Raw genomic sequence first — 21,535 nt, 5'->3', positions numbered from 1 at the left:
CCGCGCGAGGGCGGAGCTTCCTGGACGACCACGGTCACACCACCAGCCGCTTGTAGAAGTAGTGCCGCGCACTGGCGAACCCGGCGCCGAACAACACGATCAGGAAGGCCGCGTGCCCGAGCCCCGGCAACAGGTCCAGCGTGCCGAGGGTGACCCCGCGCGCCAGCTCGGTGCCGTGCCACAGCGGGGAGATCCACGCCAGCCACCGCAGCGCCAGCGGGATCTCCGAGATCGGGAAGAAGGTGCCGGCGAACAGGGTCATCGGCATCACCACGAACCGGAACAACGTGGCGAACCGGGTCTCGTCGTAGGTGCTCGCCGCGAACGCGCAGACCGGCGCCGCGCAGGCGAGCCCGGTGGCCACGCCGACCACCACGACCAGCAACGCGCCCACATTGAGCCACGCCCCCAGCAGCAGCGCCATCAGCGCGTAGACCACCCCGGCCAGGGTCAGCCGGAGCGTGACCCACATCAGGTGCCCGCCGAGCACCTGGCCCGGCGAGATCGGCGTGGCGGTGGCCGCGAGGTAGTCCTTCTGCCACTTGAACCCGGACAGCACGGGATAGGTGGACTCCCCGACCGCCAGCATCATCGCCGCCGACACCAGCAGCGCGGGCGCCACGTAGTGCAGGTAGGACAGGCCGCCGGTGGCCGCGCCCGGCTGCACCTGCGAGCCGAAGCCCAGCCCCATCGCGGCCAGGAAGAACACCGGCTGCAACCCGGTGGAGTACAGGTTGGACCGCCAGTACCGGCGGTACCAGGTCCAGTAACCCTCGACCCGCAGCGCGGCACCCCGCCAGGCGCCGACGACGCGGCCGGTGGACACGACGGTGGCCATCAGTCCACCAGCGTCCGGCCGGTGAGCCGGAGGAAGACGTCCTCCAGCGTGCTGCGGCGGACCAGGCTGGACAGCGGCCGCACGCCCCGCGCGTGTGCCTGCTCCAGCGCCGCCTCCCCGGCCGCGGTGTAGAGCAGCAGCCGGTCCGGCAGCACCTCGATCCGCTCGGCCAGCGACTCGACCTCGGGCACCGCGGCCGCCTGCTCCCCCGGCGCGAACCGCAGCTCCAGGACCTCGCGGGTGGAGAAGCGGGCGATCAGTTCGGCGGGTGAGCCCTCGGCGGCGATGCGGCCGCCGTCCATCACCACGAGCCGGTCGCAGAGCTGCTCGGCTTCATCCATGTAGTGGGTGGTAATGATGAGCGTGACGCCCTCGGACTTCAGCCGGAACAGCCGGTCCCACAACAGGTGCCTGGCCTGCGGGTCGAGGCCGGTGGTCGGCTCGTCGAGCAGCAGCAGTTCGGGATCGTTCACCAGCGACCGGGCGATGGTCAGCCGCCGCTTCATGCCGCCGGAGAGCGCCTCGACCTCCCCCTCGGCCTTCTCGGTCAGCTGCGCGAACTCCATCAGCTCGACCGCCTTCTTCCGCACGTGCGCGCGGGAGAGGCCGAAGTACCGGCCGTAGACCTGGAGGTTCTGCCGGACGGTCAGCTCGGCGTCCAGGTTGTCCAGCTGCGGCACCACGCCGATCCGCGCGCGGATGCGCGGGCCCTCGGCGTCGGGGTCGAGGCCGAGCACCTTCAGCTCCCCGTCCGAGCGCGGCGACACGCTGGCGATCATCCGCATGGTGGAGGACTTGCCCGCGCCGTTCGGCCCGAGGAAACCGAACGCCTCCCCGCGCCGGACCTCGAGGTCGATCCCCCGGACGGCCTCGAACTCGCCGAAGCGCTTCACCAGCGCCTTGGCTTGGACCATCGGCCCGTCGAATGTGCTCTCTCCCACATCAGGCACTGTGCCACGCGGCACCGACAGTTTACGAGCGGTTATCGCAGGCGCTTGTTCATCACCACGTTGGTCTCGGTGTAGCCGGCGCCCGCGTAGAGCGAGCGCGCGGTGGTGTTGTCACCGAAGACGTGCAGGCGGATGGCGTCCAGCCCCACCGCCAGCACCTCGTCCTCCAGCGCGGCCATCATCGCCTTGCCGTAGCCCTTCCCGCGCTCGGCGGTGGCGACCTCGATGTTGTAGAGGTACGCCAGCCGCCCGCTGTGCTCGTCGCGCTCGGCGAACCACAGCGTGCCGACCACCCGGCCCTCGTCGCGCGCGGTGTAGACGTGGTTGACCGAGTTCGCCAGCCCGGCGGGCAGCAGCTTCTCGTGCTCCTCCACGGACCGCTGCTGAGCGCCTTCCGCCGGCCAGTTCCCGGCCTTCACCTTCGCCTCGGCGTAGGCCACGATCACGTGCTCACGGTAGGCCGCGAACTCCTCCTCGGTCATCGGCACGAGTTCGACGGCCACACCACTCCCCAGTTCACAGGGTCACCGAGATGGTCGCCGTGCGGCGCACCCCGTTGACCTCCAGCGTCAGTTCCGCCGTTCCCGGGCGGAGCCCGGTGAGCAGCCCGGTGGCCGGATCGAAGGTGGCGATCGCGTCACCGGCCGGGCCGCTGCCGACGTGGGTGCCGGTGCCGCCACTCCAGTCGGCGCTCACCGGGTACGCCACCGGAATGGCCCGTCCACCCTGGTTCACCGTACCGAAAACGGCTGCCTTGGTGCCGATCCCGAGCGACGCGGGCGCGGTCAGCGCGAGCGAGTCCACGTGCGGCCGGGTCTGGATGGTCACCTCGGAATCCAGCCGCAGCAGGGTCCAGCCGGTGAAACCGCCGTCACCGGGAGCCGCGGCGGGGGCCTTGCCCGCGTTGCCGTTGATCAGGAACGGCACACCGTCCACTCGGGACACGGTGAACACCCCCGCGTGCGAGGCGACGGCGGCGGCCGGTTTGCCGGAGCGCTCCTCGAACGCGGTCAGCCAGGTCCGCAGGAGGTCGGCCTCCTTGCCGTCGGCCAGCTGCGAGTTGCCGGTCGGGCTCGGATCGCGCGTCGGGTGGTGCATGGCCACCACGACCCCGCGCACCGCGCCGTCGGCTTCGGCGCCGTCGAGCGCTTCACGCAGCATCCGCACCTGGTCGAACCCACCGGCACGCAGGCTGCCGCGCGAGGAGTCCAACAGCACCATGCGGACCCCGTTCAGGTCGACGACCCGTTGGGGCGCCCCGAATTCGGCTTGGAACTCGGTCAGCCCCTTGCCGCCGTCGGCCTCGTGGTTGCCCGGCACGTAGTACCACGGCACTCGCCCGTCCAGTTCCTCGGTGATGATCTGGTGGGCCAGGTCGAAGTCGGCGGCCAGGCCGCGGTCGACGAAGTCGCCGTTGATCACCACCACGTCCGGTTTCGCCGCCACCGCCTCGCGCAGCGTGCGGCGGGCCTGCGCGACCAGCGGGCCGGTGGGCGCGTCCGCGGTGAACTGCGCGTCGCTGACCACGGCCACCTTGAGCCCGCCGTCGCCGAGCGAACCGTCGGTGAGCACCGCGGGATCGCGTTCGACCGGATCGCCGGGCACCTCGGCGGACGGCGCCACCTTCAGCGTCAGGTCGTCGAACACCAGCCGGCCCTCGTACTGCTGGTCCGGCACGTTCTCCACGGCGTAGAACCGGGTCAGGCGCTGACCGGACGGCAGCCCGGCGGGCAGACTGCCCTCGACGTAGCGCCAGCCGGTCCAGTCCACCGCCAGCGTGAGATCCACAATGGACGCGACGTTCGACGCGTCCCGGAGTTCGGCGCGCAGCCAGGCGCCCTTGCCGTCGCCGTTGACCCAGATGCCCACCTTCTGCGTCCCGGCGGGCAGCGAGTACGGCGTGCTCGCGTTGACGTAGGCGGCGCGGGTCGCGGTGGTGCCGGTGAGGCGGTAGTCCAGTGCCAGGCCGCGGCCACCGTCGCGGCCGGGAGCCTCGCTCAGCGCCGCGCCGACCACGGCGGGGTGGACCGAAGCGGTCCACCCGGCCGGTCCGTCCAGAGGCGACAGTGCCTGCGCCTCGCTGCCGACCGAGATGACGAAGTGGGTGACCAGCCCGGCGGCCTTCGCGGTCACCACGGTCGCCCCGGCGGGCACCAGCGCGGTCACCGCGAACCGGTCACCGCTGGGCTCGACCTTCACCACCGCCGGGTCGAACTCCAGCTGGACGTCGGCGGGTTCGAGCCAGGTGCCGTAACCGTCGGCGTCGTAGCCGTAGACCTGGAAAGAACCGGACACCCCGGTTCCGGACAGGGCGACCTGCTCGGTGCTGGTACCCAGCCGGACGGGCTCGCCGAGCACGGTCAGCTCGGTGCTGCCCCGCGTCCCCCGATAGCTGGCCTCCACCTCGACCGTGGCACGTTCCCCCGGTGTGGCAACAAAAACGCCGTCCCGCACCACACCCCGCGCACTGCGCCAGATCGGCTTCACCGGCACCGCGGCCCCGGACTCGTCGTGTGCGCCGGCGACCAGGCGGCGGGACAGGCCCGGCAGCACGCGGTCGGCGTTTTCGGTCTCCTTCTCGGGGTGCGGCGCGAACCCGGTCAGCTTGCCGCTGCCCGGCGCCGTCGCGAAGCCGAGGCCGTTCGGCACGGTCCGCTCACCGCCGTCGGACGGGGAGTTGCGCACCGAGGCGGCCACATCACCCTGCTCCCGCGCGAGCAACGTGGACGAACCACCGCCGTCGAGGTTGATCGCGTCGTCCGCGCCGAGCGACTGCATGTGCCGCGCCAGTTCGAGTTCGGTCATCCCCCGGCTGTCCGCCTGCCGTCCATCCACTGTGGACAACCACATCCGGCTGCCGTCGGCGGAGAAGCCGACCGCCGTGCGCGGGTGCATGACCGCCGCGTCCACCGGCTGGAGCTGACCGTCGGCGAGCAGCACCTTGTTGCCGCCGACCGCGACCGCGAGCTCCCCGGCGTCGCTGCGCGGGGCGTAGGCGACCGAAACCGGGTCGCCCACGGCCAGTCCGGCCAGCGCGTCCACCCCGGCGTCCCGGGCGAGCAGGAGCGTGCTGCCCGCCGCGATCGGGCCGTCGACGGGCTGCGGACGCAGCTGGCTGACCACACCGTCCCGCACCTCGACCTCGAGCACCTTGGCCGCGCCGGCCACCGAGGTCTTGCGGGAAGCGCTGCCCCACAACGGGGTGTAGACGCCGATGCCGTTCGACGGCAGCACCGCGCCGTTGAAGTTGGTGGCCGCCACCGGACCGCCGGGCAGCGTGATGGTGGCGTCGAGGAACACCGACGCCAGCCGCGCCTTGCCCTCGGCGGTGATCGCGGCGGTGAGGTTGTGCCCCTTCGCCGGCGCGGTGTGCAGCTGCCCGTCACCGATGCCGACCCCGAGCGGGGCACCGGTGGCGTTGATGTCGAAGAAGTCGCCGTTCACCCCGGCGACCGCGCCCGCGGCCGCGAGCTGCTCGGACAGCGGTGCGCGAGCGGCGACCGAACCCGGGTTCAGGTACGCCGGTCTCAGCGAACCGGTGGCGAGGTCCACCTCCAGCGTGTCGCCCCGGATCCAGCCGAGCGGGTCGAAGCGGTCGAACTCGGTGAGGCTGAGCCCCGGGGCCACCTCGCTGGTGGCCGAATCGGTGACCAGGCCGTCGTCGGGCACCGCGGCGGCGGCGCGGACGGCCGGTTCCCCGGCCGACGAGGCCGACGGCGCCGCTTCGACCGGCACCGGGCCGAGCGGCGCGGCCAGCGGATCGGCGGCGGCCACCACCGGAGGCATCGCCAGCAACCCGGCGAGCATCAGCACCGCACCAGAACGAGACTTGCCCACTTGCCGCTCCCCAGTCCGTCGTCAGGTCTGGACCTCAGCTCAGCGCATGGAAATCGCCAGTGGAAGACGGGCGGGTGAACGTCAGCCGAACCGCGCAACCGAACCGGACACCCTGGCCCTGATCCCGCGGAAGTGCGCCTCGACGGCGGTGTGCAACGCGCCTTCGTCCCGTGCGCGCAAGGCTTCGAGGATGTCCCGGTGCCAGCTCGCCACCAGCGCGGGCGTCTCCTCCGCACCCCGCGGCAGGTCGTCGTCGAGCGAGCGGAACACCCGCCAGAACACCCGCAGCAGTTCGAGCACCAGGTCGTTGCCGAGCGGGCGGTAGAGCGTCTCGTGGAAGAGCCAGTCGGCCTCGGGCGCGTACTCGCCGTCCCGCGCGCGGTCCTCCATGGTCTGGACCGCGGACTCCAGCACCCCGAGGTCGACCGCGTCCCCGGCGGCGAGCACCCGGCCGCTCAGCCCGGCTTCGAGCACCTCGCGGACCTCGAGCAGCTCGCGGATGGCGGTGAGGTCGCCGCGCACCGACAGCGCGCCGCGGAAGGCGAGCCCCGCCTCCAGCCCGGACAGCGAGACCCCGCCGACGTAGGTGCCGTACCCGTGCCGGATGTCCACGATGCCCTGGGCTTCGAGCGCCTTCATCGCCTCGCGCAACGGGTTGCGGCCGACGTCCAGCTCGCGCATCAGCTCCACTTCGGTGGGCAGCAGCGCGCCCGGTGGCAGGCCGCGCTCCACGATCAGCCGTTTGACCGACTCGCGCAGCGCCCGCTGGTTCGCCGACATTTGCCCTCCTCCCGCCGTCGCACTACCTTACCTCAGAGATAGGACATCCTATGTCTAATGGGGGTCGGGAATGGCGGTCGCACGCGCCCAGCGCCGGGCGTTCTTCGCCGCCTGGCTCGGTTACCTGCTCGACGGCTTCGACTTCATCCTGATCACCCTGGTGCTCACCGAGATCGCCGCCGAGTTCGGGCTGAGCCTGCCGCAGGCGGCCACGCTCGTCTCGGCGGCCTTCGTCTCGCGCTGGCTGGGCGGGCTGGTGCTCGGCGCGATCGCCGACCGGTACGGCCGCAAGCCGGCGATGATCCTGGCCATCCTGGCCTTCTCGGTGGGCAGCGGGCTCTGCGGGTTCGCCTGGGACTACTGGTCGCTGTTCGCCTTCCGCGCGGTGGTCGGCATCGGCATGGCCGGGGAGTACGGCTCCAGCGCCACCTACGTGCTGGAGACCTGGCCGAAGCACATGCGCAACCGCGCCACCGGCTTCCTGCTCTCGGCCTATCCGGTCGGCACCGTGCTGGCCGCGCTGAGCTACGAGCTGATCGTGCCCGCCGCGGGGTGGCGGTGGCTGTTCTACGCCGGGCTGGTACCCATCGCGCTGACCCTCTACCTGCGGCGATCGCTGCCCGAGGCACCCGAGTGGGCGGCCGACGGCGGTGGTTCGTCGGTGTTGTTCGCCCCGGGACGGCGGCTGGTGAACGCGCTGCTCGCGCTGGTGCTGACCACCGCGCTGGTGCTGGTCTTCAGCCGGACCGCCACCGGCTGGCCGCTGCTCGTGCTGGTCGTGCTCGGCCTGGTCGCGCTGACCGTGCAGCTGGCCGGGCGGCGGTGGCCGGTGGTGCTGGCCCTGATCGCCACGGTGTTCTGCGCGTTCCTGTACTCGTGGCCGATCCAGTCGCTGCTGCCGACGTACCTGAAGACCGGGCTCGGCTACCACCCCAGCGCCGTGGCGACCGCGCTGACCTGGGCGGGGCTGGGGTACGCGGCCGGTTCGTGCCTGGCCGGGATGCTCGGGGACCGGCTCGGGACGCGGCGGGCCTACGTGCTCGGGCTGTTCGCGTCGCTGGCGTTCGTGTTCCCGGTGTTCGCGCTGCCGGCGGGCAACGTGGTGCTGCTGTGGGTGCTGCTGTTCGGCATGCAGGCCACCAGCCAGGGCATCTCGGGGCTGCTGCCGAAGTACATCGCCGACCACTTCCCGACCCGCGTGCGGGCGGCCGGGCTGGGCTTCACCTACAACGTCGGCGCGCTGGGCGGGGCGGTGGCACCGCTGGCGGGCGCGGCGATCGCGGAACGGGCGGGCCTCGGGAACGCGCTCACCCTGCTGGCCGTGACGCTGACCCTCGTGGTGGCCGCGCTGGTCGGCTTCAACATCCCGGCCCGGCTCGAACGCTATGAGTGGGGCATTACTTGCAATCAACGCAAGTAATGCCCCATTCCTAGCATTGGGCTCAGTGGGGGAACCAGAGCTTCAGCTCGCGCTCGGCGGACTCGGCGGAGTCGGAGCCGTGCACCAGGTTGAACTGGACCTCCAGGGCGAAGTCGCCGCGGATGGTGCCCGGGGTGGCCTTCTCCACCGGGTCGGTGCCGCCGGCCAGCTGCCGGAACGCCGAGATCGCGCGGGTGCCCTCGACCGCGATGGCGACCAGCGGGCCGGAGGTGATGAAGTCGACCAGGTCGCCGAAGAACGGCTTCTCCTTGTGCTCGGCGTAGTGCTCCTCGGCCACCGAGCGCTCGACGGTGCGCAGCTCCAGCTGAGCCAGGGTCAGGCCCTTGCGCTCGATCCGGGAGATGACCTCGCCGACCAGGCCGCGCTTGACGCCGTCGGGCTTGACCAGAACAAGGGTGCGCTCACTCACGGGGGAATCTCCTTTAATTGCGTGTTACTTGACGCGAACTGTAGCGACCTGGTCAGCGCCGCTGCGGCCGCAGGGTCTTCGACCACAGCGAGACCCCGGCCGCGTCCCGCAGGTCGACGGTCAGCTCGCCGCTCGCACCGTCCACGTTGACCTCGCCGAAGTGCTGGAATCCGTCCAGCGGGGAGCTGTTCGCCGCGGGCGGCGCGTGCACGAAGACGGCCTCCGGCCCGAAGGTCGGGTCGAGCGCGTTCGGGCCGAACCCACCGGCGTTGAGCGGACCGGAGACGAACTCCCAGAACGGGTCGAAATCACCGACGGCCGCGCGGTCCGGCGAATAGTGGTGGGCCGCGGTGTAGTGCACGTCGGCGGTCAGCCAGACCACGTTGCGCACCCGCCGCCGCGAGATCTCGCGCAGCACCCAGGCCAGCTCGTGCTCACGGCCGCCGGGCGCGCCGGGCAGGCCGTTGGCCACGCCCTCGATCGCGGTCCCGTCGGGCACGGTGAGGCCGATCGGCATGTCGGCGGCGACGATCTTCCAGGTCGCCGCGCTGCGGTCGAGGCCGCGCACCAGCCACTCCGCCTGCTGCTGCCCGAGGATGTGCCCGACACCGTTCGGGTCGGCGGTGTTCGCGTCCTTGTAGGTGCGCATGTCGAGCACGAAGATCTCGACGTGCCTGCCGTAGCGGAAGCTGCGGTACACCCGGCCGTCCACGGCTTGGCGCGCGTCGATCGGCTGCCACTCGTGGAACGCCTGGAAGGCGCGCTCGGCCAGCACGTCGACCCGCTTCTCGGTGTACTGCGGCAGGTCCAGGATCTCGCCGGGGTACCAGTTGTTCACCACCTCGTGGTCGTCCCACTGGAAGTAGGCGGGTACCTCGGCGGCGAACGAGCGCAGCTTGTCGTCGAGCAGGTTGTAGGCGAACTGCCCGCGGTACTCGTCGAGCGTTTCGGCCACCTTCGACTTCTCCGGCGTGACCACGTTCCGCCAGGCCCTGCCGTCGGGCAGGGTGACGTGCTCCTGCAGCGGGCCGTCGGCGTAGACGGTGTCCCCGCTGTGCAGGAAGAAGTCCGGCCGCCGGTCGGCCATCGCCCGGTAGATCGGCATGCCGCCGCGGTCGGGGTTGATGCCCCAGCCCTGGCCCACCGTGTCGCCCGACCAGACGAAGCGCACGCTCTCGCGGCCGATCGGCGCGGTGGCGAAGCGCCCGGTCAGCGGCTCGCTGGCGGTGCGGCCGTCGAGGTCCTCGGCCCGCACGCGGTAGTGCAGGTCGGTGCCGGGCACCAGGCCCGCGACGCGCACCTTGCCGGTGCCGCCGGTCTCCGGGCTGAGCACCGGGCCGGTGATCCGGCGGGCGTTGCGGAACGACGGGTCGCGCGCGACCTCGACGAGCATCCGGGACGGGCGGTCCGCCCTGGTCCAGACGATCGCCGAATGCGAGGTGACGTCGCCGGACTGCACCCCGTGGGTGAGCACCGGGCGGCTCTTGCCGCGGGCGAAGGCGGGCGTGCCGAGCGAGCCGGCGGCCAGCACGCCGGCGCCGAGCACACCGGCGCGCAGCAGCGATCGCCGGTCGTGGTGGGTTTCGGTCATGGCGGTGTTCTATCCGTTTTTCCGGGCCGCGGGGCCAACTGGGCCTTTCCGACGGGTGAACGACGCCCTAGGTTGACAGAGGATCACCGAGCGCACACGGAAGGCGGTCTCATGGGGGGACGCGGCAGGTTGGGGCGGTTAACCGCAGTGGTGCTGATCGCTTCGGCGGTGCTCACCACGCCGGCGCTGGCGGACGCGCACGGCACGCGCGCGCTGATCCGGTACACCGAGAACGGCGTCCCGCACATCACCGCGAAGTCGTTCGACGGACTCGGCTACGGCTACGGGTACGCCGCCGCGAAGGACAACCTGTGTGAACTGGCCAACGGGTACCTGACCGTGGACGCGAAGCGGTCGAAGTACTTCGGCCCGGACGGCCAGGGCAACTCCGCGCTCAGCGGTGCCGACTCCAACCTGGCCAGCGACGTGCACTTCCAGCGGATCAACGATTCCGGCGTGGTGGAGGGCCTGCTGGGCCAGCCCCGCCGCGAGGTCAAGGAGATCATCGGCGGGTACGTCGACGGTTACAACAAGTACCTGAAGGAACACGGTACGAAGGACCCGGCGTGCCGCGACGCGGAGTGGGTCCGGCCGATCGCCGACCTCGACGTCTACCGCCACCTGTACGCGATCTCGGGCATCTCCGGGCAGGGCGAGCTGGTGAACGGCCTCGTCGGCGCGCAGCCCTCGGGCGGGGTGCTGCCCGAGGACGCCGCCGCGCGCATCAGCGCCGCGCTCGACGAAGAACCCACGATCGGCAGCAACGGGCTCGCGGTCGGCAAGGCGGGCACCGCGGCGGGCACGGACAGCGTGCTGCTCGGCAACCCGCACTTCCCGTGGCAGGGCGGACGCCGGTTCTGGCAGTCCCAGCTGACCATTCCCGGGCGGTTCAACGCTTCCGGCGGCAGCCTGCTCGGCGTGCCGCTGATCCAGATCGGGCACACGCGTGACGCCGCGTGGACGCACACCTTCTCCACCGCGCGCACGTTCGGCCTGTTCGAGGTCAAGCTGGCCCCCGGTGATCCACTGTCCTATGTGGTCGATGGACAGCCGGAGAAGATGAGCGCGCAGCGGGTTTCCGTGGAAGTGAAGCAGCCGGACGGCTCGCTCGCCACGGACACCAGGACGCTGTACTCGACCCGGTACGGGCCGGTCATCACCGGCATCGAAGACATCCCGCTGCCGTGGACGACCACCTCGGCCTACACGCTCCGGGACGGCAACGCGACCAACCTGCGCGCGCTCAACTCGTGGTTCGCCCTGAACCAGGCTCGGGACGTCGACGACATCTCGAAGGCGCTGAAGTCCACCCTCGGCGTGCCGTGGGTGAACACGATCGCCACCGACCGGCGCGGCCGGGCGCTCTACTCGGACGTCCAGGTGGTGCCGCACGTCACCGACGAGCTGGCGGACCGCTGCTCGACCCCGTTGGGGCGCCAGCTGTTCCAGGCCGCCCAGGTGTCCATCTTGGACGGTTCACAAGGGACGTGTGCCTGGGGCGCCGACGCGGACGCGGTGGAGCCGGGCCTGCTCGGCCCCGGCCGGCTCCCCCACCAGATCCGGGACGACTACGAGCTGAACGCGAACGACAGCCCGTGGCTGGCGAACACCGCCGCCCCGCTCACCGGCTACCCGTGGATCGTCGGCGACACCGGCACCACGCGCTCGCCGCGCACCAGGGAAGCGTTGATCAGCACCGAAGAACACCTCGGCGAGTTCACCACGGCGTCGATGAAGGAACTGCTCTTCGCCGACCGGAGCAGGCTCGCGCTGCTGGCCGCCGACGCCGCGGCCGAGCTGTGCGGCACCGGTCCCGGCTGCGACGCGCTCCGGTCGTGGGACCGCACCTACACCCTGGACAGCCGGGGCTCGCTGCTGTTCGAACGGTTCGCCGTGCGGCTCGCGCCCGGCCCGATCTGGAAGGTCCCGTTCGACCCGGCCGATCCGCTGAACACCCCGAACACGCTCGACACGCAGCACCCCATCGTGCGCGGGGCGTTCGACGCGGCGGTGGCCGAACTGACCGCGGCGGGCATCCCGCTGGACGGCAAGCTCGCGGACCACCAGTCGGTCACCCGCAACGGGAAGCGGATCCCGATGCACAGCGGGCCGGGGCAGCTGGGCATTCTCAACGCGATGGCGCCGGTATGGGACCCGAAGGCGGGCAACGTCGAGTTCGTTCACGGGTCGAGCTTCATCCAGGTGGTCGGGCTGAACGGCAAGGCCTGCCCGGACACCTCGACGCTGATGACCTACTCGCAGTCCGCCGATCCGACGTCCCCGCACTTCGCCGACCAGACCGAGCTGTACTCCCGCGGCGAATGGGTGCGGGGACGCTTCTGCGAGGCCGACATCCTCAGCTCACCCGCGCTGAAGATCGTCGCCCTGCGCTGAGGATCAGGCGGGCGGCCGGGTGCGGTAGGTCATCAGCGCGACGCCGCTGTCGAACACCCGGCTGTCGGCCAGGTGGAACCGGGTCGGCGAGAACTCGCCGGTGAACAGCGGAACGCCCGCCCGCGCGATGACCGGGTGGATCTTCACCAGCAGCTGGTCGATCTCCGGGAGCAGTTCCTCGGCGAGCCCGCCGCCACCGCACAGCCAGAGGCCGAGCCCGTCCTCCGCCTTCAGCTCGCGCACGCGCTCCAGCGCGTTCTCGCCGATCAGCTCGACGTCCGGGTGCGGTGCCTCGGTCATGCTGCGCGAGACGACGAACTGGCGCAGGTGCGAGTACGGGCTCGGCGCGCCCGTGGCCACCCCGGCCTCGTACGTGCCGCGGCCCATCAGCACCGTGTCGAACCGCTTGGGCGGCCCCGAAATCCCGGCCGGCTCACGCCACGCCGTCGGCACCGTCTCCGGGTACTCCGCGTTGATCTCCGGCACGTGGTCGCCTTCGAACACGTAGAAGTCGGCCACCCCACCGGGTCCGGCGATGAACCCGTCGATGGAACTGCCCACGTAGTAAGTGAGTTCTCGCACCCGGCCAGCTTAGTCAGCGGCTTCCTGCTGGCTGGGCAGGCGCCCCTCGGCCATCCGGCGCGCCACGTCCCGGCGCAGCCAGAGCAACCACAGCCACAGCCCCAGGAACACGAACCCGATCACGGCGATCGCGGGCAGCGCGAAGAAGAACAGGATCAGCGCGCCCTGCAGCACCAGGATCGCCGGCACCGCCCACGGCTTCGACAGGAACCCGCACAGCACGCCCATCACCACCGCGATGGCGATCACCGCCCAGCCGGTGCCGCTGGTCAGCCCGCCGCCGAGCTGGGCGACCACCGGCAGCGCCAGCGCCACCACGATCGCCTCCATGATCAGCGTGCCCGCCATCACCCCGCGGAAGGACTTCAGCGGATCCTTCGCCGGCGGTTTCGGCTGCTCGCTCATGCCGGCTCCTTCCCGAACAGGGTGCGGGCCTCACCCGCGGTGAACACCGAACCGGTGATCAGCACGCCACCACCGGCCAGCGGTTCCTCCGGGTCCTCGGACTCCTCGGCCAGCGCGACCGCGGTCTCCACCGCGCCGTCCAGCCGCGGCGCCGCGTACACGCGGTCCTCGCCGAACACCGACTTCGCCAGCTCGTCCAGCTCCTCCAGCGGCATCGCGCGCGGTGAGCTGTTCTGCGTGACGACGATGTCGGAGACCACCGGTTCGAGTGCTTCGAGAATGCCGTGCGCGTCCTTGTCGGACATCACCCCGACCACCGCGACCAGGCGGCGGAAGGCGAACTCGTCGGTGACCGTGGCGGCGAGCGCGCGGGCGCCGTGCGGGTTGTGCGCGGCGTCGAGCATGACCGCCGGCGCCGCCCGGACGCGCTCCAGCCTGCCCGGGTTCTGCACCTCGGCGAACGCCTCGCGCACGGCCTCGACCACCAGCTGGCGGTCCTTGCCCGCGCCGAAGAACGCCTCGACCGCGGCCAGTGCGAGCACCGCGTTGTCGGCCTGGTGCTTGCCGTGCAGCGGCAGGAAGATCTGGTCGTAGACCCCGCCGAGGCCCTGGAGCCTGAGCAGCTGGCCGCCGACCGCGATCTCGCGTTCGAGCACGGCGAACTCGCTGCCCGCGCGGGCCACCGAGGCGTCCACCTCGATGGCGCGCTCCAGCAGCACGCGCTGGACCTCGGGATCCTGCTCGGCGATCACCGCCACACTGCCGGGCTTGATCACCCCGGCCTTCTCCCTGGCGATGTCGCGGAGGTCGGTGCCCAGGTAGTCGGTGTGGTCGACGGAGATCGGCGCGATGGCCGCGACCTGCGCGTCGGCCACGTTGGTGGCGTCCCAGGTGCCGCCCATGCCGACCTCGAGCACCACGGCCTCGGCCGGGGCGTCGGCGAAGGCGGCGAAGGCCATCCCGGTGAGCACCTCGAACTTGCTCATCCGGATCTCGCTCGCGTTGTCCACCATGGTCACGAACGGCGCGATGTCGCGGTAGGTGTCGACGTACTTCGCGGCCGAGATCGGCGAGCCGTCGATGCTGATGCGCTCGGTGACCAGCTGCAGGTGGGGGCTGGTGTAGCGGCCGACGCGCACACCCATCCGGGTGAGCAGGGCGTCGATCATGCGGGCGGTGGAGCCCTTGCCGTTGGTCCCGGCCACGTGCAGCACCGGATAGGTCTTCTGCGGGTCGCCGAGCAGGTTGAGCAGCGTGTTCACCCGATCGAGCGAGGGCTCGATCTTGGTCTCCGGCCAGCGCTCGTTCAGCTCGGCCTCGACCGCGCGCAGCTCGTAGCGCGCCTCGGGGCCGTTCTCCTCGGGCAACTCGTCGGTGCCCTGGTCGTCGAGCTCGTGGGTCTCGTCGGTGGTGGCGAGGTCGGGCACCGGGCCGAGGGCCAGGTTGTCCCCGAGCTGGCCGACCCCGCCGACGCCCGCTCCCGAGCCACCGCCCGCCTCGAAGGCGTGGTCGGTGGCGTGAAACGTTCCGTCCGGGTTGTCCGGGTCGGTGTTGTCCGGGTCGTCGATCGCGCCCAGCTCGTCGATCCCGGCGAAGCTGTCGAGATCACCCAGCTCAGGCCGCTTCGGGGACTCTTCTTCGCCGTGCGGCACCCGTGCTCCCAACTTGTCCTGCTACGTGCGCCCACGAGTCTACGACCGGCGTTTCTGGCAGGTTGGGGGCGTGCCGTTCAACCACAACGACCACTACCACCCGTACCTGCTGCGCCAAGTGCCGCCGGGCGCCCGGCGCGCGCTGGACGTCGGCTGCGGTACCGGCCGCTTCGCCCGCCGCCTGGCCGCACGCGGTCTCGAAGTGGACGGGATCGACCCGGCCGCCGAGGTGGTCGACGTCGCCACCGCGCTCGGTGGCGAGGGGGTCACGTACCGCTGTGGCGACGTGACCACGGAGGAGCTGCCCGCCCGGGAGTACGACTTCATCTCGTGCCTGGCGTCACTGCACCACATGCCGTTCTCCACCGTGGCGCGCCTGCGGGACGCCCTCGCCCCGGGTGGGGTGCTGGCGGTACTCGGCTGCGCGAACCCGAGCGGGCCGCGGGACTGGCTGCCGTGGCTGGCGTCGGTCCCGGTGAACCTGGTGGCGCGGGCGGTGGTCGCCACCGGGGAACGCCTCAACGGTGGTCTCGACCCGCTGCCCACCGCCCCGATCCGGGACTGGTCGATCACCATGGCGGAGATCCGGCGGGAGTCGGCCGAGCTGCTGCCGGGCCGCACGGTCCGGGCCGTGCCGTTCTGGCGGTACGTCCTGCTCTACCGCCAGCCCTGACGTCAGCCACAGGTCAGATGGGTTGTTGCTTTCGGCTGTTCCGCCAGTCCGCGGCCTGTCGGTAGTACTGGTTCGACGGGGTCATGAAGGCCAGAACAGCGCCCGCCGCGAAGAGGGCCGTGCCGAGCAGGACGTAGGTCGCGGCCTGGCTCGTTCTCTCGTCGTCCAAGTGCTCGATGGCACCCGGCAGCCACGAGAGGGTCAGGAGTGCCAGAACGGCGACCGACGTCACCCGAGCCCAGTTGAAGCGGATCGCCAGCAAGGAGATCAACAACGCCACCGAAGGGAGACTGCCGCTCGAACCCACAGGGCCGTTGAGGTTCGCCTCGGTCATGCCGAACAGCATGGCGGCCAGTGGTAGCGCCACCAGTGCGGCGACCAGCACAGGTGGGCGCTTCGGGCGCTGAACCGGCTCCATCATGAGCTCAGTGTGTCGTCCTCGTCCGGGGACCGGTCCCTGGTGGCCGCTGCCTGCCAACCTCGAAGCGTCCACCGCCGAACACCGGAAAGGACCCGGTGCCGGGGCAGCTTCCCGCCCGGACACCGGGTCCTTCCGCAGTCTCACCAAACACCCACCTCAGGGGTGCCCGTGCTCCTCCATTTCCCCCGGCAGGCCCTGGGTCGGCAGGAACACGTGCACGTGCCCCAGCCCGCCCTTGATGCCCGCCAGGTCCAGCTGGTTGGCCGCCACCGACCAGGCCACCACCGCGTCCTTCCGCAACGACTCCCCGAGCGGAGCCGACACCGGATAGGCCGCCAGCGACCGGTCCAGCAGGGAAATCGCACCGGCGAACCCGGACCGGGCCAGGTTCACCTCGGTGCCACCGGACGGACGCTCAGCGAACCGCGCGGCAGCCCGATCCACCGCGGACTTCCACGACACCAGCTGCTCCGGCGTCGGCGCGGCCGTGGCCGAGACCATCTCCGTGACATCGGTACGAGCCTGCTCCGCCAAAGCAACCAGGTCGCGAGTCAGCGAAACGTCTCTGGCCGCGTACTGCTGCTCCAGTTCCTCGACCCGCGAAGGCGAGTCGAACCAGCCCGGCACCACCAGCGCGCCGAGCACACCGAGGACCAGCCCGAGCAGGACCCCGCCGGAACCCCACACCCCCGGAGAGGTGTGGGGCCGGCGCGGGGAGCGATCCGGCAATCGCCCCCGCGACTTGGGGTTCCCCATCAGGTGCGCAGCCCGTCGATCAGGGCCTGCGCGTCACGGACCAGCACCGAGCGGGCGGCCGGGTCGGTCACCTTCCGCTCCACCGTGTGCTTGAACAGCGACAGCACCGCCGCCGCACCCTGCGGGGAGTTCTTGTCCTGCAAGAACTTCGCCGTGGTCAGGGTGAGCTTCAGCTGCGCCGAGGTGAACTGGTCCACCTTGCCCGCCTCGGTGAACTGGTCCACCAGCGCCCGCACGTCGGCCAGCGAGGTGGTCACGGTGAAGCCGAACTTCTGCTCCACCACGTTGCCCGCCTTGTCCTTCGCGGTCACCACCAGCTCGTGCGCACCCAGGCTCAGCGCGTGCAGCGCCACCGGCGCCCCGCTCACCACCGGCTGCCCGTCGAGCCGGGCCACCGCACTGTCCAAACCGGACACCGGATCACCCGCCTCCCAGGTGAAGCCGAGCACCTCCGAGTCGCCGTAGCTGCCACCGGCCTGCACGCCGCCGACGGTCAGCGCGGGCGCGCCCGCGTCGATCTTCAGCACCGAGCTGCCCTCGGCCTCGACGTTGCCCTTCTTGTCGGTGGACCGGTACGCGATGACCTGCTCACCTTCACCGGGCACGGTGAACGGCGCGGTGTACGGGGTCCAGGCACCGCCGCCGATGCGGTACTCCGTGCCCGCCACCCCGGAACCGGTGCCGTCGTCGGCGGTCAGCGTGACCGTCGGCGCGGTGCGGTACCAGCCGTTGGCCCCGTCGGCCGCGGTGAACGCCGCGGTGGTCTTCGGCGCCTGCGCGTCGACCACCGCCACCCCGTCCCCGATGAACTTCATCGAGTCCAGGTCGAACGGGCCCACCCCGCCGCGGAACACCAGGAACATCTCCGTGGTGCCCTCGAACGCGGCCAGGTCCACCGGCGGCAGCTGGACGTAGTTGTCCCAGCCACCGGTGCTCGGCACCGGCACGTCGGCCAGCAGCGCGCCGTCGACCGCACCGGCCCGCACCTCGACCGAGCCGCCGGCACCGGCCGGTGCCGAGGCCCGCAGCGAGATCTGGTCGATCCCGGTGAAGTTGACCGGCTTGAACGAGATCCAGTCACCACCGTTGATGTCGCCGATGCGACGGCCGGACTCGGCACCCGCCTGCGAGACGATCCGGATGCCCGACGAGCCGGTGAAGAACTCCGCCTGCTTGTGCTTCGGCTGCAGGACCGCGGTGTCCCGGCCGTTCAGCGCCGGAACGCCGTCGGCGCCCTTGTCGGTGTAGCTGGCGTCGACCGAGTACAGGATGTTCGCGTCCGCGTGCCCATCGTCCACAATGGTCTGGAACTGACCCTCGCAGGCGTTGATCGGGTCGAGCGGGTGCCCGTGCGAGTCGTGCCCGAGGGCCGGCTGCACCACGACCGTGGAACAGTCGATGTCGACGTCCTCCGGATCGGTCACGTTCACGTCGAACGCCACCGTGTCCCCGAAGTCGAACATGCCGCCGTCCACCGGCCAGGCCACGTCCACCGTCGGCGCCGTGTTGCCCACCGTCACGGTGATGTTCGCAACGCCGGTCTTGCCGGTGGCGTCGGTGACGGTCAGCTGGGCGTTGTAGGCGCCCTTCGCCGCGTAGGTGTGCGTGGGGTTCGGCTCGGTCGAGGTGGCACCGTCACCGAAGCTCCACGAGTAGGTGACGTCGGTGCCCTCCGGGTCTGCCGAACCCGCGCTGGAGAAGGTGACCTCCAGCGGCGTCTGGCCCGAGGTCGGCGACGCGGTCGCCTTGGCCAGCGGGGAGCGGTTGCCCTGCGTGTGCTCGATCCGGTACAGCCCCGAGTCGGGGTTGTCGCGGCCGTAACCGCCACCCCACTCGAGCAGGTACATCGCGCCGTCCGGGCCGAAGCGCATGTCCATCGGCGCCAGCGTGGTCTGGCTCTGGTACCACGGGTCGATCTCCAGGATCTTGCCCTGGGCGTCGGACGAGAAGGTGTAGATCTTGTTGCGCGCCCACTCGTAGAAGAACGCCTTCCCGTCGTAGTACTGCGGGAACTTCGTCTCCGAGGCCAGGTTCGGGTCGAACCGGTAGACCGGGCCCGCCATCGGCGCCGAGCCGCCCTCGCCCAGCTCCGGGAAGTTGGGCGAGTGGCCGTAGCCGTACCAGACCTCGGCCACCTTCGACGGCGGCAGCTCGGTCAGGCCGGTGTTGTTCGGCGAGGTGTTGACCAGGTTGGCGCAGTCGAACTTCGGCCCCGAGGTGCTGGTCGCGAAGTCGAAGTCGTTGTACGGGATGTCGTTGCCGGTGCAGTACGGCCAGCCGTAGAAGCCCGGCTCCTTGATCACGTTCCACTCGACCTGCCCGTCCGGCCCGCGGTTCGGGTCGGCGGTGCGGGCGTCGGGACCGTAGTCGGCGGCGTAGATCGTGCCGTCGGTGTCCACGCTGAACCGGAACGAGTTCCGGAAGCCCATCGCGTAGATCTCCGGCAGCGTCTTCGCCGTGCCGGGGGCGAACATGTTGCCCTCGGGCACGGTGTAGCCGCCCTCGGCCTTCGGCGTCACGCGCAGGATCTTGCCGCGCAGGTCGTTCGTGTTCGCCGAGGTCTTCTGCGCGTCGAACAGGTCACGACCGGGGCGCTCGTCGATCGGCGAGTAACCGCTCGACTGGAACGGGTTGGTGTCGTCGCCGACGCCGATGTAGAGGTTCCCGTTCGGCCCGAAGGTCAGGTAACCACCGGTGTGACCCGGCTCCTCGCGCCGCGACGCGGGGATGTCGATCAGCTTGCTCTCCGAACCCGGCACGATCACGTCACCTTCGACGGTGAACCGCGAGACGCGGTTGATCTCCTCGGTGCCCGGGGGCGAGTAGTACAGGTAGAGCCAGCCGTTGTCGGCGAAGTTCGGGTCCAGCGTCAGCCCGACCAGGCCGTCCTCACCACCGGAGTAGACCGGCAGGTCGAGCGCGACGGTGTTGGCCCCGGTGGCCGGGTCGTGCAGCTTCACCTGGCCGAGGATCTCGGTGTAGAAGACCCGCCCGTCCGGCGCGATGTCCATCGCGGTCGGCGCCTTGGTGTTGGTGTCCAGCGGCTTCTTCTCGAACGCGGTGTCCACAGTGGCCGCGCAGTCGGCGGGCACCACCTTGGCCGCGGTCCGCACGCCGCCCAGCAGGTGCTGGACGAACTCCGGTTCGCTGTAGGCGCCGATCGGGTGCCCCATCGCGGTCGACCACACGCGCGAGGTGCCCACGTCGCGGCACCAGGAGATCGGGTGGTCCGACCCCATCGCGTCGCCGCCGGGGTTGTAGGTGGTCTCGTCCGCGGAGACCAGCACGTGGGCCTTGCCGCGGATGCTCTTGTCGAAGTTGTACCACTCCTCGGCGCGGTTCCAGCGCTCCGGCAGCCCGGCCGTGGACGGGTGGTTCTTGTCCACCACCTTCGCCGTGCCCTGCAGCACGCCCGGGGAGTGCGACGGCATGTGCGTGCCCGCGTTGACCAGGTCGTCCCACCACGGGAACTCGTTCTCGATCCCCATGTCCGTGGCGTTGTGCACGGCCGCGATACCGCCGCCGTTCTCGACGTACTTCTGGATGGCCGCGCGTTCGGCGTCGTTCTGCCACACCATGCCCGAGGTCTGGAACATGATCACCACGTCGTAGGTGGCGAGTGCGGCGTCGTTGAAGACGGTGGAGTCCTCGGTGTGGTCGATCTCGAAGTGGTTGTCCGTGGCGAGCTGCTCGAACATGGCCACGCCGGCGGGGATGGAGTCGTGCCGGTAACCCGCGGTCTTGGTGAACAGCAGGGCCCGGAACTCGGGGTCCTGCTCGTGCCCGGGGTGCGCCTGCACGGCGGCGGGCACCAGGCCCAGGCCGAGCAGCGCGGCCAGCAGGGTCCCGCCTACCTTCGGCAGTATTCTTCGTCGAATACTCATGGATTCCTCACGGTTCGGGGTGATGGGAGAGGAAAACGTGCTGCAGCAGCGTGCCGGCGCCGCGGTGGTCTAGCCCCCTTTCTGGATCTTCCGCAGGAACGCGAGGCCGTCGGCGGCCAGCGCGTCCTGGCTTTCCGCGAGCGGCCGCCAGATCGACGCCGCGGTGGCGATGCTCGCGTTGTGCGCGGTGAAGGACTCGATGCACAGCGGGCCGGTGTACCCGGCGTCCGCGAGCGCGGCCAGGATGCCCGGCCAGTCCAGGTGGTCGGTGCCCGGCGTGCCGCGGTCGTTCGCGCAGACCTGCACGTGGGCGATCCGGCCGGTGGCCGCCCGGATCGCGGCCGGGATGTCGGTCTCCTCGATGTTCTGGTGGTAGACGTCGATCGCCACGCCGCAGCCGTCGAGCTCGGAAAGCGCTTCCAGGGTCTGCGCGACCGTGTTCAGCAGGCTGGTTTCGTACCGGTTGAGCGGTTCGACGGCCACCTGGACCCCGACCGACCGAGCGTGCTCGATCACCGGGGAAAGGTTGTCCCGCAACTGCTCCAGGCAGGCGGCCCGCTCCGCTTCGGACATCTTCCAGGTGCGCCCGACCGAACTGTAGGCGGGCCCGGCGATGACCGGCGAGCCCACCTCCGCGGCGACGTCGGCGACCGCCTTCAAGTAGTCCTGTGTGGACTTGACCGTGGCGTCGTCGGCGGCGACCAGCTCCCGACCCGGTGGCATGACCAGCGCCACCGAGGCGGAGAGACCGAGGCCGGCCAGCAGCCGGGCCGCCGCACCGGGCTGCCAGTCGCCGAGGTTCTCGACGGGCAGCTCGATGCAGTCGAACCCGGCCGCGGCCACCTCGGGTGCCAGTTCGGCCAGCGTCCTGTCGTCCAGCGGGGACGCCCAGACCCAGGTGTTGACACCGATGGTGTGCATG

General features: G+C 70.9%; 17 protein-coding genes. 3 read left to right on the top strand and 14 right to left on the bottom strand.

Annotation, left to right across the window (positions count from 1 at the left end; translation table 11 throughout):
- Window positions 1-34: 34 nt before the first annotated feature.
- The 5 genes from JYK18_RS21335 to JYK18_RS21315 form a co-directional block, all read right to left on the bottom strand.
- Window positions 35-838, bottom strand: coding sequence for an ABC transporter permease (locus JYK18_RS21335; protein ID WP_206803690.1), 804 nt, complete (start codon window positions 836-838; stop codon window positions 35-37).
- Window positions 838-1,752 carry an ABC transporter ATP-binding protein gene (locus tag JYK18_RS21330; RefSeq protein WP_206804390.1) on the bottom strand — a complete coding sequence of 305 codons (915 nt, stop codon included), beginning with the start codon at window positions 1,750-1,752 and terminating at the stop codon, window positions 838-840. Before JYK18_RS21330 ends, JYK18_RS21335 begins: the two co-directional genes overlap by 1 nt.
- Window positions 1,753-1,820: 68 nt before the next feature.
- Complete coding sequence (locus JYK18_RS21325; RefSeq protein ID WP_206803689.1) at window positions 1,821-2,291, bottom strand: GNAT family N-acetyltransferase; 471 nt, start codon at window positions 2,289-2,291, stop codon at window positions 1,821-1,823.
- A gap of 13 nt (window positions 2,292-2,304) precedes the next feature.
- Complete coding sequence (locus JYK18_RS21320; RefSeq protein ID WP_206804388.1) at window positions 2,305-5,595, bottom strand: phosphodiester glycosidase family protein; 3,291 nt, start codon at window positions 5,593-5,595, stop codon at window positions 2,305-2,307.
- 111 nt (window positions 5,596-5,706) lie between these two features.
- Complete coding sequence (locus tag JYK18_RS21315) at window positions 5,707-6,405, bottom strand: FadR/GntR family transcriptional regulator (RefSeq protein WP_206803688.1); 699 nt, start codon at window positions 6,403-6,405, stop codon at window positions 5,707-5,709.
- 70 nt (window positions 6,406-6,475) lie between these two features.
- Here JYK18_RS21315 and JYK18_RS21310 point away from each other — a divergent pair, with 70 nt between their 5' ends.
- Window positions 6,476-7,825, top strand: coding sequence for a sialate:H+ symport family MFS transporter (locus JYK18_RS21310; protein ID WP_206803687.1), 1,350 nt, complete (start codon window positions 6,476-6,478; stop codon window positions 7,823-7,825).
- Between the two features lie 22 nt (window positions 7,826-7,847).
- Here JYK18_RS21310 and ndk read toward each other — a convergent pair whose 3' ends face one another.
- Window positions 7,848-8,255, bottom strand: coding sequence for a nucleoside-diphosphate kinase (ndk, locus tag JYK18_RS21305; protein WP_206803686.1), 408 nt, complete (start codon window positions 8,253-8,255; stop codon window positions 7,848-7,850).
- A gap of 52 nt (window positions 8,256-8,307) precedes the next feature.
- On the bottom strand, window positions 8,308-9,846 hold the full coding sequence (locus JYK18_RS21300) for an alkaline phosphatase (RefSeq protein ID WP_206803685.1): 1,539 nt from the start codon (window positions 9,844-9,846) through the stop codon (window positions 8,308-8,310).
- 147 nt (window positions 9,847-9,993) lie between these two features.
- Here JYK18_RS21300 and JYK18_RS21295 point away from each other — a divergent pair, with 147 nt between their 5' ends.
- Window positions 9,994-12,240, top strand: coding sequence for a penicillin acylase family protein (locus JYK18_RS21295; RefSeq protein ID WP_307795979.1), 2,247 nt, complete (start codon window positions 9,994-9,996; stop codon window positions 12,238-12,240).
- Window positions 12,241-12,243: 3 nt separating this feature from the next.
- On the opposite strand, the gene JYK18_RS21290 is transcribed toward JYK18_RS21295, so the two are convergent.
- The 3 genes from JYK18_RS21290 to JYK18_RS21280 are packed head-to-tail and all read right to left on the bottom strand — an operon-like array spanning window position 12,244 to window position 14,879.
- Entirely contained in the window at window positions 12,244-12,822 is a 579-nt protein-coding gene (locus JYK18_RS21290) for a dihydrofolate reductase family protein (RefSeq protein WP_206803683.1), read from the bottom strand.
- Between the two features lie 9 nt (window positions 12,823-12,831).
- Complete coding sequence (locus JYK18_RS21285) at window positions 12,832-13,227, bottom strand: DUF4233 domain-containing protein (RefSeq protein WP_206803682.1); 396 nt, start codon at window positions 13,225-13,227, stop codon at window positions 12,832-12,834.
- Window positions 13,224-14,879: a folylpolyglutamate synthase/dihydrofolate synthase family protein gene (locus JYK18_RS21280; protein WP_206803681.1), complete on the bottom strand. Its 1,656-nt coding sequence runs from the start codon at window positions 14,877-14,879 to the stop codon at window positions 13,224-13,226. The genes JYK18_RS21285 and JYK18_RS21280 overlap by 4 nt, the downstream gene beginning before the upstream one ends.
- 70 nt (window positions 14,880-14,949) lie before the next feature.
- Here JYK18_RS21280 and JYK18_RS21275 point away from each other — a divergent pair, with 70 nt between their 5' ends.
- On the top strand, window positions 14,950-15,552 hold the full coding sequence (locus JYK18_RS21275) for a bifunctional 2-polyprenyl-6-hydroxyphenol methylase/3-demethylubiquinol 3-O-methyltransferase UbiG (RefSeq protein ID WP_206803680.1): 603 nt from the start codon (window positions 14,950-14,952) through the stop codon (window positions 15,550-15,552).
- Window positions 15,553-15,565: 13 nt separating this feature from the next.
- Here JYK18_RS21275 and JYK18_RS21270 read toward each other — a convergent pair whose 3' ends face one another.
- From JYK18_RS21270 to JYK18_RS21255, 4 genes are all read right to left on the bottom strand, one after another.
- Window positions 15,566-15,973, bottom strand: coding sequence for a hypothetical protein (locus tag JYK18_RS21270; RefSeq protein ID WP_206803679.1), 408 nt, complete (start codon window positions 15,971-15,973; stop codon window positions 15,566-15,568).
- 156 nt (window positions 15,974-16,129) lie between these two features.
- Window positions 16,130-16,660: a hypothetical protein gene (locus JYK18_RS21265; protein WP_206803678.1), complete on the bottom strand. Its 531-nt coding sequence runs from the start codon at window positions 16,658-16,660 to the stop codon at window positions 16,130-16,132.
- 68 nt (window positions 16,661-16,728) lie between these two features.
- Window positions 16,729-20,613: a ThuA domain-containing protein gene (locus JYK18_RS21260; RefSeq protein ID WP_206803677.1), complete on the bottom strand. Its 3,885-nt coding sequence runs from the start codon at window positions 20,611-20,613 to the stop codon at window positions 16,729-16,731.
- Between the two features lie 69 nt (window positions 20,614-20,682).
- The gene (locus tag JYK18_RS21255; RefSeq protein WP_206803676.1) at window positions 20,683-21,534 is read right to left on the bottom strand and encodes a sugar phosphate isomerase/epimerase; all 852 of its coding nucleotides are present in this window, start codon (window positions 21,532-21,534) and stop codon (window positions 20,683-20,685) included.
- Window position 21,535 lies beyond the last annotated feature (1 nt).

Origin of the sequence: Amycolatopsis sp. 195334CR, from assembly GCF_017309385.1 — a bacterium.
Lineage (GTDB): Bacteria > Actinomycetota > Actinomycetes > Mycobacteriales > Pseudonocardiaceae > Amycolatopsis.
This window is presented reverse-complemented; position numbering and strand designations above follow the sequence as displayed.

Bases quoted from the DNA above. Each gene is read 5' to 3' on its own strand.
- JYK18_RS21330 (WP_206804390.1), bottom strand. From the start codon at position 1,752: ATGGTCCAAGCCAAGGCGCTGGTGAAGCGCTTCGGCGAGTTCGAGGCC.
- JYK18_RS21310 (WP_206803687.1), top strand. From the start codon at position 6,476: ATGGCGGTCGCACGCGCCCAGCGCCGGGCGTTCTTCGCCGCCTGGCTC.
- JYK18_RS21255 (WP_206803676.1), bottom strand. From the start codon at position 21,534: ATGCACACCATCGGTGTCAACACCTGGGTCTGGGCGTCCCCGCTGGAC.
- JYK18_RS21285 (WP_206803682.1), bottom strand. From the start codon at position 13,227: ATGAGCGAGCAGCCGAAACCGCCGGCGAAGGATCCGCTGAAGTCCTTC.
- JYK18_RS21300 (WP_206803685.1), bottom strand. From the start codon at position 9,846: ATGACCGAAACCCACCACGACCGGCGATCGCTGCTGCGCGCCGGTGTG.
- JYK18_RS21320 (WP_206804388.1), bottom strand. From the start codon at position 5,595: ATGCTCGCCGGGTTGCTGGCGATGCCTCCGGTGGTGGCCGCCGCCGAT.
- JYK18_RS21270 (WP_206803679.1), bottom strand. From the start codon at position 15,973: ATGATGGAGCCGGTTCAGCGCCCGAAGCGCCCACCTGTGCTGGTCGCC.
- JYK18_RS21260 (WP_206803677.1), bottom strand. From the start codon at position 20,613: ATGAGTATTCGACGAAGAATACTGCCGAAGGTAGGCGGGACCCTGCTG.
- JYK18_RS21335 (WP_206803690.1), bottom strand. From the start codon at position 838: ATGGCCACCGTCGTGTCCACCGGCCGCGTCGTCGGCGCCTGGCGGGGT.
- JYK18_RS21315 (WP_206803688.1), bottom strand. From the start codon at position 6,405: ATGTCGGCGAACCAGCGGGCGCTGCGCGAGTCGGTCAAACGGCTGATC.